Raw genomic sequence first — 11984 nt, forward strand, 5'->3', positions numbered from 1 at the left:
GATGAATAATTATTTCCCTAAGTAAAATAACCATTGCGTAAAATCCCTGAGGCATAAAGTACCAAAGGCTTATACTTAATTTCCGTATGTCTATATACAGAAAATTAATCTGAAGTTAAACTGCCCTTAATTTTTGCTGAAAGTTTCTTTGGTTAAGCGTTTTGCTATATGCCTGTCCTCGCTTTGCGTAGAGTCTATGCAATTTTTAAGTGCATAGACAATTTATTTTCGTGATGAATGAAAATCTTTGAGCGGTGTGTGTGCTTCTAAGGTATGAAGCTCTGCATAGAAGAAAATGGAAATATAGTCTCCTATGCAGAGGTTAGTTATTCGTGTGTGTTTTCTACCTAAGGTGTGGCAGAGAAATTAGCGAGGGCTGTTAAGTCCTCGCAGGGTATCTAAGAAGTGATCTTAGAACTTGAAGGTGGAACGAACTGCACCGTAAAGGCCGTCGTTGTCACCACCAGTGGGGTTACCGTAGATAACAGCGGGAGTTAGAGTCCAGTACTTGTTGATCTTGGCGGACATGTAACCCTCAATTACTTCGTTTTCGTCGAAGTCTTGAGTGTAGTAAACACCAACACCATTACCTAGCAGGTTGGGTAGAGCAGCACCAAACTGGTAGCTCTCATCGCCATCCTGGTCAGCGTAGTAACCAGCAAGCTCAAAACCACCGAAGTCTAGGCTTAGTAGACCAGCGATGATAGCTTCGTCGTTACCAGCAGTCTCAGAATCCATGTAAGTGACAGCAGCGTCGATGATGCCATCAGTTAGGAAGTTCAACTGAGCAATCCACTCATACTCGTCGAAGATACCAGTAGTAGAAGACTGAGCATCGGCAGTAGCGTAGCCTAGGTCAAGAATGATGTTCTCAGTTAGAGCAACGTTCAAACCAAGACCCAGAGAACCACCGCCAACATCTAGTTGGTCATAGAAGAAAGGACCACCAGCGTCAGCAACGGAAGGACCATCGAAAGGCACGATCGTGCTAGTTACGAAATCGTCGGAGCTAGCGCTGTTAGCAGAGATAAACGCAGAGATGCGGCTACCGATGGGGAAGGAGTAGTAGACGTCATCCAGACCTACGTTGTCCTCAAGGCCGTTACGAGGACCACTCTGACTAGCTAGACCACCAGAAACAACGTCAACATTGCCGCCGTTGATGACAGTTCTTGTGGAGCGAGTGCCGCTGCCACCGCGATCGCTGGCCTGGAGACGGATGCGCAAACGGTCTTCACCAGTGAAACTGGTATCGAAGTTCAAACGAGTACGATACTCAAAAGTAACTTCGTCGCCATCACCTTCTACATCGAAAGGAACAACCAAGTGGGAGTCTAGCTGACCCTTTAGCTTAGTAGTAGTAGAGAACTGGTTAGCTTCTAGTTCAGCTACATCAGCTTCAAGAGTGTCAACGCGACCACGGATGGTAGCAAGCTCAGCAGCAAATTCTTCTTGCAGACGCTTGATAGTCTCAAGTTCGCTGCCGCCGTCGGGGCCGATTAGCTGAACGATTACGTCCAAACAAGCGTTCAAACCAGCGGCAAACTCATAACGAGTCATGGCGCGGTTGCCACGGTAGGAACGATCGGGGTAACCCTCAAGGCAACCGTACTCTTCTACTAGGCGTTGCAGAGCAGTGTAAGCCCAGTCAGAAGGAAGCACGTCAGAAAGCTCGGAAACGCTAGTAACCTGAGCCAACTGGATAGAGTCAGAGTTGCTTAGCTCATCAACGCTTACGGTTTCAGCAGCTACAGCAGAGCTGGAAAGAGCAGCACCCAAAACAAATGGGCTAGCCATGAAGGCCTTCCAGAAATTAGCCATTATTTTTCTATTCCTCACACCTAATAAAGGGGCATTAAGCAGTGGCTATCCAAGAAGGATTAGCTGTTAATTAAAAGCCCTCGGAAAGCATGCTATCAAAGCATATTTTTTATGGCCAGTGTTTTTGAATACAAATCCAAAAACCTCTTCAGAAAAGGCTTTTAGCCGTATTAAGGCGTATTTAAGATAGATTTAACTAATTATTTAAAAATTAAAAATAGAGCCGTAAAAAATAAATTTTAATTTAAAAAAGATTAAAAATAAGAGTTGAATTAACTTGAGGTTAATTAAAGGTAAATAAATAAGCAAGTCTTTGTTTGTGGTTGTTTTAGTTCCGATAATCCTTGTTAGGTAGTAGCTTTGGCTTTGTTATCTCCTGTTGAATACACATTTGGTAAATGTAAATTTAAGAAATGCATTGTCTGAAGATTAAAATTTTATTGTCGCCAATTTAAAGTCGGTGAAAGTCATGACTGGTATAGGTCTTCTGGTTTAAGTGCGAATATTAAAAAGCCGCCCTCTAGATACCTAAAGGGCGGCAGAATATATAAATATTGCGTCGGTGAAGAGTTTGGTGGTAGTACCTTAGTGAAGGTAATCGTTCTCTGGGCTGAATGAAGGATCTGCGGGCTAGACGTGTTGACTGTGACCCTGCTCAAACAACTGTATGGCAGGCGTAGTTGCCAATGGAGCGCGTGTTGGCAAAAGACTCCCTGTTGAGTCGCAGGATCGCTGATAGAGAGTGGGGTTACGTCAGTGTTGATAAGGTTTTTGCCATAGTAAAGTCTTTCTGAGTGAGACCCCCTGCATCGTGGGTAGATAGGCTAATTGTCACTCTGTTGTAGGAAATGCTGAGATCGGGATGGTGACCTGCGGCTTCGGCGGGGGACACCACGCGATTGACAAACTCAACTGCTTCTATAAAATTTTTGAAATTCAACGTGGTTTGGATGGTTTTGCCGTTCAGGGTCCAGTCAGGGAGTGTGGCGAGCTGAGACTGGATTTCTTGGGTGGAAAGGAGACCAGGCATAGATGCGGGAACGTAAACGATAAACAACACCCTTTAAAAAAACTATCCGCTCCTACCGGGGAAGTGCCGCAGCAACTTCAAGATAGGAGCGGTCTAGTGGGGTCTTAGGTTGAAACCAGACTGCCGGAAGGAACTCTAGCGGGTCAGTTTCAAAAAAATGAAGCTAATTCTAGAGAACAGCCCCGGCACACAGCCGGCTCACGTCAACCTGAAGACCCATGCGTATACAACTACTTTCACTCATGGGCATCACCTCCTTATCCCTAAACGGTTTTTAATACCAGGAGCACTTTGTGCTTTCTGCAATATAGCACAGGCATTCGATAACGAGATAAGCCTTAGAGGATGAATAAAAAAAGGCCCCAGCGGTTTAATCCGCTGGGGCCTTTTTACTAATTATTCCAAACTCTATAGAGCGTTACCGCGAGGCAGTACCTCTTCGGGGAATACAAACTTCTCGTGGGGCTGGTCCTGGGGAGCCATCCACGCACGAATACCTTCATTCAACAAGATGTTCTTGGTGTAGAAGGTTTCAAATTCAGGGTCTTCAGCAGCGCGAGTTTCCTGTGAAACAAAGTCGTAGGCACGCAGGTTCAAAGCAAGACCAACGATACCGACGGCACTCATCCAGAGTCCAGTCACAGGGACGAACAGCATGAAGAAGTGCAACCAGCGCTTGTTGGAGAAAGCGATACCGAAAATCTGAGACCAGAACCGGTTCGCGGTCACCATGGAGTAGGTTTCTTCAGCCTGGGTGGGCTCAAACGCGCGGAAGGTGTTGGCGCCATCACCGTCTTCGAACAAGGTGTTTTCTACAGTGGCGCCGTGAATGGCACAAAGTAGAGCTCCACCGAGGACACCGGCAACACCCATCATGTGGAAGGGGTTGAGGGTCCAGTTGTGGAAGCCTTGCAAGAAGAGCAAGAAACGGAAGATGGCTGCGACACCGAAGCTAGGAGCGAAGAACCAGCTGGACTGTCCGAGTGGGTACATCAAGAACACCGATACGAACACGGCGATGGGAGCCGAGAACGCGATGGCGTTATAAGGACGTAGCCCGACTAGCCGAGCAACTTCAAACTGACGGAGCATGAATCCGATCAGTGCGAAGGCACCGTGGAGGGCGACGAAGGCCCAAAGTCCACCAATTTGGCACCAGCGGACGAAGTCACCTTGAGCTTCGGGACCCCAGAGGAGCAGTAGGGAATGCCCCATGCTGTCAGCGGGGGAAGAGACGGCAACCGTGAGGAAGTTAGCACCTTCAAGGTAGGAAGATGCGAGTCCGTGGGTATACCAGGAGGTAATGAAGGTGGTACCAGTGAGCCAGCCGCCGATGGCCAAGAAGGCGCAGGGGAACAGCAGCAAACCGGACCAGCCAACGAAGACAAATCTATCGCGCTTGAGCCAGTCATCGACGACGTCGAAGACGCCTCGATTGGCTCCAGCACGGCCCATTGCAATGGTCATCTCAAATCCTCTTAATATGGCATCAAGTTCCGTAAATATAAGAGTTGCATAGGAAATACAACCCCCCGGAACGTGGGGATGTGACAAGCACTCACATCAAGATGGCCGTAATCACCATCAGATAGGATTTTGGCTTGTACTTTATGATAAATAGACTTTCGTTTTTTTACAATCTGTCACGTACGTTCTCAGATTCAAAAAAACTCTGTGACGCCTATTCATGAAGCGCTTTAGGCAATTTCGCGGAAAGTTTTTGTAAACTTTTGTATCTAAGTAGGGGAGTGCTTGCCCCCTTGACGCATTGCTTCAGATTTTTGAGTTTAAGAAAACTCTCTAAATGCATCGCATTTTATAGATTTTGTCTGAAACTCTCGGCTAGGGTACTAAAGAAGTCCTAGGGCAGGATTCACTGCCGACATTACTGTGATTGCCAAGGGGGGGAATGGCCTCGTAGAGTAAACGGTTTCGCGCAGAATGATACGCTAGATGAATAGTTTTAATTCAGACTGGTGGTTCATCCTCTGTCTGAAGGGTTAGGAGATACTTAAAGTTCATCGCATGTACAATTCGAGCGTCATCGGCGGTAATGTCAGTGTTTCTGGTAACCGTCTGTTTATATACGAGGTAGAAGGGCTGGGTTCGACTGATGGTGCGACTGCACCTGTGCGTCAGAGCGGCAGCACGTTCATTACAGTTCCCTATAGTCGTATGTCTGTTGAAAGTCAGCGGATTATGCGGCTGGGTGGCAAGATCGTTAGCATTCGTGCGGTCGGTGGTGATGCTTCACCTGCTCCTGCGGCTGTAACAGCACCTGCAGCAACTAAACCCATGGCCGAAACAAAAGCTAAAGCTAAGAAACCCGGTGCTAACGTTCCGGTTAATACCTACAAGCCTAAAACTCCTTACTTAGGCGCCTGTTTATCTAACGAACCTTTGGTTGACGAAGGTGGTGTAGGCATTGTTCAGCATATTAAGTTCGACCTTTCCGAAGGCGACCTGAAGTATGTTGAAGGCCAGAGTATCGGTATTATTCCCGAAGGTACTGACGAGAAAGGCAAACCCCACAAGCTAAGACTTTATTCCATTGCATCCACCGCCCATGGGGATGATGTGGATGATAAAACTGTCTCCTTGTGTGTGCGACAGCTGACGTACAAGCATCCTGAGAGCGGTGAGACTATCAACGGTGTTTGTTCTACGTATCTCTGTAATCTAGAGCCTGGTACTAAGGTCAAGATTACTGGACCTGTCGGTAAGGAAATGCTGCTTCCCGATGACCCGGATGCAAAAATCATCATGATGGGTACGGGTACAGGTATTGCTCCGTTTCGTGCGTATCTATGGCGCATGTTCAAGGACAAGGAGCGCGAAGCTAATCCTGACTATCAGTTCAACGGATTTGCTTGGTTATTCTTTGGTGTGCCCAAAACTCCCAACATTCTCTATAAGGAAGAGTTGGAAGAAATGCAGGCCCAGTATCCTAATAACTTCCGTTTGACTTACGCGATTAGTCGTGAGCAACAGAACTCTGAAGGTGGTCGCATGTATATTCAGCATCGGATTGCTGAGCATGCTGATGAGCTTTGGAGTCTCATCCAAGATGAGAAGACCCACGTTTACATCTGCGGTCTGCGCGGTATGGAAGGTGGCATTGACGAAGCTCTGACCACGGCAGCGGGTAAGACCGGTGTGGATTGGACTGATTATCGTAAGTCTATGAAGAAGGCCCATCGTTGGCACGTTGAGACTTACTAGGTCTTGCTGACCTGATTTGTCGCATGGACAAATAAATAATATGTAAAAGCCGGGTGAGCCTAAGGGTTCCCTGGCTTTTACAATGGTTGATGGTAAATCGCAGGGAATAGCACATTGGTTTTTAAGGTTGGGTTATTAGGTCTGGGCACGGTAGGCACGGGTACGGCCAAAATTTTGTTGGATGCTGCGCGGCGTCATCCATTGCTAGAAACCTTAGAGATCCATAAAGTGGGTGTGCGCTCTTTGGATAAGCCTCGTGCTGTTGATTTGCCTGAAGCGTGCTTGACTACAGACCTAGAAGCGATTGTGACCGATCCTGATATTGATATTGTGGTTGAGGTAATCGGTGGGTTAGAGCCTGCGCGATCGCTAATTTTAGAAGCTATTGAAGACGGTAAGCATGTCGTCACCGCCAATAAGGCGGTTATTTCTCGCTACGGTAACGAAATTGCTGAGGCCGCCAAAAAAGCAGGGGTGTATGTGCTTTACGAAGCCGCTGTTGGCGGTGGCATTCCTGTGATTCAGCCCCTACAGCAGGCCCTGGGCGTAAACCGAATTGAGACCGTAACCGGCATTATTAACGGCACCACCAACTACATTTTGACCCGCATGGAGTCTGAGGGTGGGGACTTTGCGCCGATTCTCGACGATGCGCAGAAGCTGGGCTACGCCGAAGCAGACCCCACCGCCGATGTGGATGGTCTAGATGCGGCGGACAAGATTGCCATTTTGGCCTCCATTGCCTTTGGTGGCAAAATTCGTCGTGAGGATGTGTTTACCGAGGGCATTCGCAATGTCAGTGCCTCGGATGTGAACTATGCCAAAACCCTTGGCTTTGTGATTAAGCTGTTGGCGATCGCAAAACGCAATGACGATTCGGATACGACGATTCAGCTCCGCGTGCATCCCACCTTGGTTCCCCTCAATCATCCCCTGGCCAGCGTGAACGATGTGAATAATGCGGTGCTGGTGGAAGGCGACCCCATTGGCCGGGTGATGCTGTATGGCCCCGGTGCCGGCGAAGGCCCCACCGCCAGTGCCATCGTTTCCGATGTGATGGCCATTGCCGCCACCCTCCACATGGAGTCTCCGGCGGAGGAAAAATTGCCCAACCCCTTGTTGAGCAACGCCTATAGCGACTACAAAACCATCAGCCCCATGGAGGATCTGGAAAGTCGCTTCTACCTAAGGTTGATGGTGAAGGATAAGCCAGGGGTGATTGGCCATTTGGGCGATATCTTTGGCCAGCACGGTTTGAGCCTAGAGTCCCTGGTGCAAATTGGCTTGCAAGATAATCTGGCTGAACTGGTGATTGTGACCCATGAAGTGAAAGAAGGCGACTTTCAAAAAGCACTTGAAATCTTAAAGGCGTCCTCGGCGGATGTGGATTCCATTGCCAGTGTTTTGCGAGTGCTGGGATAGGCGGCGGTGGTAGGGTGGGCAATGCCCACCGTCTAGGGATGGGAACCCAGTTATGTGTGGCAAGAAGTCGAGCGATGGCGATGAGTAGCGTGGGCACTGGTCCCTATCCAGAAGGGGCAACGGTTGTTGCCGGCGAAGCGCTATACCAATGGAAGCTGCAGGCCCAGGGGGATGCTCAAAAAGCGGATATTCCCGTCTATGAATTGGACTGGTTTTTGCAGGGGATTAGCCCCTTAAGCCAGTCGGATCTCAGCTTAGGGCTCTATCGAGACCGCACCGTTCCCTTAAGACATCCCCTAGACTGGCTTACCCAGCAGTGGCAGCGTCGCGTTGCCGAGCGGGTGCCCGTGCAATATTTGGTCGGTGAGACACCGTGGCGGGATTTGATGCTGACGGTGACCCCGGATGTGTTGATACCTCGGCCTGAAACAGAATTGATCGTCGAGATTGTGCAGGCATGGGTGCAGCAGCAACCAAAATTTTTAGCGTCTGGTGTCTGGGCGGATTTGGGTACGGGCAGTGGCGCAATTGCGATCGCACTAGCCAAAGCCTTACCCCACGCCCAGGTTTTGGCCGTAGACATCAGTGCCGCCGCCTTAGCGATTGCCAAAGAAAACGCCCAGCGTAATCAAGTGACTAATATTGAGTTCCATCAAAGCAGCTGGTTTGACGCTTTAGAAAATTGGCGAGGACAGTTGTGTGGCGTCATCACCAATCCGCCTTACATTCCCAGCGATGTGGTGCTGACCTTAGAGCCTGAGGTCACTCACCATGAGCCTCATACGGCATTGGATGGTGGCCATGACGGGTTAGATGATATCCGTTTACTGATTGAGCAATCGCCTGACTTTCTCCATCCCGGAGGGATGTGGCTGACAGAACATATGCAGGGCCAGGCCCACATCATTGCAAACCTACTCAGCACCGCCCATGGGTATGACAACATCCAGGTTCATGCAGATTTAGCCGGTATCGAGCGATTTGTGTCAGCTACCCTGACCTGCAGCCAATAAAAAATAGGTCAATAAAATTTCATAGAAGACTGGGGCAAGGCTACGGGCTATGGGTGAAACCCCTGTATTGCTTGGTTTGCCGCTAGAATAAATTAATTGCGGGCAACCGCTTGTGTGGTGCGAACTATGGTTTCCCTAGCCCGTAAAAACTTACTCAAAGATTTACCCCGGTTTTTAGTGGCCCAGGCGGGCATTATGTTCGCCGTTAGCCTAGTAACCATTCAAACTGGCATCCTAAAAGGGTTTACCCGCTCCACCACCTTACTCATCGACAGTTCCGAGGCCGATATTTGGGTCGCCTCAGAAAATATCGTCAACTTTGAACTAACCGAACCGTTTCCCTATGTGCAGGTGCGCCAGGCCGAAGAAGTGGAGGGGGTGGCCAGAGCCGAAGCCTTAACCATCGGTTCTGGTCGTTGGTACTCCGATGGTAAGCTCACCACCTTGCGGGTGTTTGGCTTTGACCCCAACGGCGATTTGTTTCGCCCTGGCGATGTGTCTGATAATTCGATGCAGGCCCTAAATGCGCCCTATTCGGCGCTGATCGATCGCACTAACATGCGCTCGTTTCGCATTGACGGCGTAGGCGATACCGCCCGCATTCGTCAGTTGCCGGTGATGGTGGTCGGCCTCACCCGCGATACCCAGTCTTTAGTGTCCAGCAAGTTTGTCTTTACTTCGCTGGTTAATGCCAATGCCTATATTAGTTCAGGGTTTTCAGCGGGGCTGACCTGCCAGCTTGGAGAAGGGGATATTACCTGCATCAATGCGTTTCAGCGCGAACCCGATGCCGCCAATGCCGATGTGGCTGATCCAGAACCCCTAAAGGCCGATGCGCCAGTGACCTATGTGTTGGTGAAGGCGAAACCCGGCGAAAATTTGCAACGCCTCAAGCGCCGTTTAGAAAGTGAGCTGTCTGGGACCAAGGCATTTACCAAAAATGAACTGATTACTAGCACCCAGGCCTATTGGCAAAATCGCACAGGCATTGGCTTTATCCTGGGGTTGGGGGCCATCGTCGGTGTGATTGTGGGTATGGTGGTGGTAGCCCAAATTTTGTACACCTCCGTTTCTGAAAATTTGAGAGAATTTGGCACCCTCAAGGCAATGGGGGCGTCTGATTGGGATATCTACAGTGTGATTTTGGAGCAGTCTTTGTGGATGGCGCTGTTGGGCTATGTGCCGGGGCTGCTGCTGTGTTGGGGCGTGGGCACGTGGACGGCCGCCACCCAGGGCATCGTGGTTTTGATTACGCCCCTCAGTGCAGTGGGCGTTTTAGGCATTACCGTAGTGATGTGTGTCGGGTCAGCGGTATTTGCCATTCAAAAGGTGACCCGAGTGGACCCCGGCATTGTGTTTAAGGCTTAGGGAGTGCTGGTGAACTGTTGGTACGGTGTGAGTTAAAGACTTAATGGTTGCGATCGCAGCGCATAACATCCAAATGTCCTTTATGTCGGGCACCACCGAAACTAAGGTGCTCAAGGGCATTGACCTGGCCATTCCCTCCGGGCAAATCCGGTTGATGATGGGGCCGTCTGGGTCGGGAAAAACCACGTTGCTATCGATTTTGGCCGGGATTTTAACCCCCTCGGCGGGGCAGGTGGAGCTGTTGGGCCAGGAAATCACCCAGCTTTCTCGCAAACAGCTCACGGTCTTTCGGCGGGACCACATTGGCTTTATTTTCCAAAGCTTTAATTTGTTTCCCGCACTCACAGCCCTGGAAAATATTGAACTAGCCCTCCAGCTCAAGGGCAAAAAGGGACCAGGCAATCAAGAAATCGCCTTTGATTTGCTAAAACAAGTGGGTTTGGGTGACCGGGTTAATAATTTGCCTGCGGATTTGTCGGGGGGGCAGAAGCAGAGAGTTGCGATCGCCCGCGCCTTGGCCGGAGAACCAGAGCTCATCATGGCCGATGAACCCACAGCAGCTTTGGATTCTTCCACCGGTCGAGACGTGATCGAGCTGATGCAATACCTGGCGAAAAATAAAGGCTGTACGGTGCTGATTATTACCCACGATCCTCGCATCACCGATGCCGCCGATGAAATTACCTATTTAGAAGATGGTTTACTCGCCTCAGAATCTAGCCTGGTGACCGGTCTCCATTGATGAGTTTCTTTTAGACTGAAGGGGCTGCGGTCAGGAAACGTCTATGAAACTGAAACACGCCATCAACCTGCACAAGGGGTTAACCGCGTTTGTGGTGCTGGGGATGATGGCCATTTACCAGAATTTTCAAACCGGCCCCTGGATTTATCTTGCGCTCCATGGCACCTATGGCTTTCTCTGGTTGCTCAAGGATCGCATTTATCCCGATAAACAATGGGAGGAGGAGTTGCCCCTGCCCCAAGGCATTGTCATGTTTTTGGTCCTTGGTGCCTATTGGGTGGCCCCGTGGCTGCTAATTTCCCGTGGTGTGGAGGTGCCCCCGGCGCTGCTGGCCTTGGCAGTTTCCTGTAATTTATTTGGCTGCATGCTGCACTATACGGCAGATGCCCAAAAGCATTTCACACTGAAATATCGCCGGGGTCTGATTACGGAAGGCTTTTTTGCCCGTTGCCGCAATACCAACTATCTGGGTGAGATTTTGATTTATTTGGGCTTTGCCATTTTGCCCATGCATCCGGTGCCGTTTTTGATTTTGGCTGGTTTCGTATTAGGGATTTTTGTGCCCAATATGCGCAAAAAGGATCAGTCCCTGTCCCGTTATCCTGAGTTTGCTGACTATCAAGCCCAATCAGGTTTGGTTTGGCCTCAGCTTTGGGCCGCTAATAAACCATCAGCGGTTACGGAAAAGTGATTAGCATTGAGTGTAGACCGGTGTTCCTGAGCGGAGTCGAAGCGGATGACAGCCACACTTATTCAAAGCCCTGATCGGGTGGTTTTACAAAATATTAGCTGGCAAAGTTATCAAAGCCTGATTCATGACTTTGCCCAGGAACCGGCAATTCGGTTGACCTATGACCATGGCACGCTTGAGATTCGTATGCCTCTAGATCCCCATGAATCGTTTAAAAAGCTGATTGGTCGGTTGATTGAAGCGGCGACCGAGGAGTTGGATCTGGAAATTCGGAGTTTGGGATCGCGCACATGTGACCGAGAAGATTTGGCAAGCGGTCTAGAACCGGACCAGTGTTACTACATTCAAAATGAACCCCAGGTACGAGGTGTTGAGCAGATTGACCTGACTCAATTACCGCCACCGGATTTAGCGGTTGAGATTGATATTACTAGCAGTTCTTTGAATCGATTTGCGATTTATCAAGCTTTAGGAGTGCCAGAAATCTGGCGTTACAATGGCAACCGTTTGGAAATATACCTTTTACAAGGTGATGAGTATGTTGTCGAAACGAATAGTCGAGCCTTGTCCTGGCTGACAGCAGCAGATATTTCACGATTTCTTACTATTCATCAAACTATGGGTGAAAACGCCTTAGTCAAACAATTCCGTCAATGGATTAGGACAACAAATTAG

Annotated in this window: 10 protein-coding genes; 7 read left to right on the forward strand and 3 right to left on the reverse strand. The window is 49.4% G+C overall.

What is annotated here, in order from left to right; genetic code table 11:
• Positions 1-411: 411 nt before the first annotated feature.
• The 3 genes from IXB28_RS03065 to psbD all read right to left on the reverse strand — a co-directional run bounded on the left by IXB28_RS03065 (position 412) and on the right by psbD (position 4318).
• Positions 412-1821 carry an iron uptake porin gene (locus tag IXB28_RS03065; protein ID WP_215617078.1) on the reverse strand — a complete coding sequence of 470 codons (1410 nt, stop codon included), beginning with the start codon at positions 1819-1821 and terminating at the stop codon, positions 412-414.
• A gap of 748 nt (positions 1822-2569) precedes the next feature.
• Positions 2570-2851 carry a 4a-hydroxytetrahydrobiopterin dehydratase gene (locus IXB28_RS03070; RefSeq protein WP_215617079.1) on the reverse strand — a complete coding sequence of 94 codons (282 nt, stop codon included), beginning with the start codon at positions 2849-2851 and terminating at the stop codon, positions 2570-2572.
• 408 nt (positions 2852-3259) lie between these two features.
• Positions 3260-4318 (reverse strand): photosystem II D2 protein (photosystem q(a) protein), encoded by a 1059-nt coding sequence (gene psbD, locus IXB28_RS03075; protein ID WP_215617080.1) that lies wholly within the window; start codon positions 4316-4318, stop codon positions 3260-3262.
• Between the two features lie 558 nt (positions 4319-4876).
• Between psbD and petH the strand changes: the two genes are divergently transcribed.
• From petH to IXB28_RS03110, 7 genes are all read left to right on the forward strand, one after another.
• Positions 4877-6073 carry a ferredoxin--NADP reductase gene (gene petH / locus IXB28_RS03080; protein ID WP_215617081.1) on the forward strand — a complete coding sequence of 399 codons (1197 nt, stop codon included), beginning with the start codon at positions 4877-4879 and terminating at the stop codon, positions 6071-6073.
• Between the two features lie 114 nt (positions 6074-6187).
• Positions 6188-7495, forward strand: coding sequence for a homoserine dehydrogenase (locus IXB28_RS03085; RefSeq protein ID WP_215617082.1), 1308 nt, complete (start codon positions 6188-6190; stop codon positions 7493-7495).
• Between the two features lie 56 nt (positions 7496-7551).
• Positions 7552-8508, forward strand: coding sequence for a peptide chain release factor N(5)-glutamine methyltransferase (gene prmC, locus IXB28_RS03090; protein WP_326520936.1), 957 nt, complete (start codon positions 7552-7554; stop codon positions 8506-8508).
• Between the two features lie 126 nt (positions 8509-8634).
• Positions 8635-9876 carry an FtsX-like permease family protein gene (locus IXB28_RS03095; protein WP_215617083.1) on the forward strand — a complete coding sequence of 414 codons (1242 nt, stop codon included), beginning with the start codon at positions 8635-8637 and terminating at the stop codon, positions 9874-9876.
• A 43-nt stretch (positions 9877-9919) separates the two neighbouring features.
• Positions 9920-10618 carry an ABC transporter ATP-binding protein gene (locus IXB28_RS03100; RefSeq protein ID WP_215617084.1) on the forward strand — a complete coding sequence of 233 codons (699 nt, stop codon included), beginning with the start codon at positions 9920-9922 and terminating at the stop codon, positions 10616-10618.
• Positions 10619-10661: 43 nt separating this feature from the next.
• Positions 10662-11309 carry a DUF1295 domain-containing protein gene (locus tag IXB28_RS03105; RefSeq protein ID WP_215617085.1) on the forward strand — a complete coding sequence of 216 codons (648 nt, stop codon included), beginning with the start codon at positions 10662-10664 and terminating at the stop codon, positions 11307-11309.
• Positions 11310-11354: 45 nt separating this feature from the next.
• Complete coding sequence (locus IXB28_RS03110; RefSeq protein ID WP_215617086.1) at positions 11355-11984, forward strand: Uma2 family endonuclease; 630 nt, start codon at positions 11355-11357, stop codon at positions 11982-11984.

It is taken from the genome of Leptothoe kymatousa TAU-MAC 1615 (assembly GCF_018739865.1).
Lineage (GTDB): Bacteria > Cyanobacteriota > Cyanobacteriia > Phormidesmidales > Phormidesmidaceae > Leptothoe > Leptothoe kymatousa.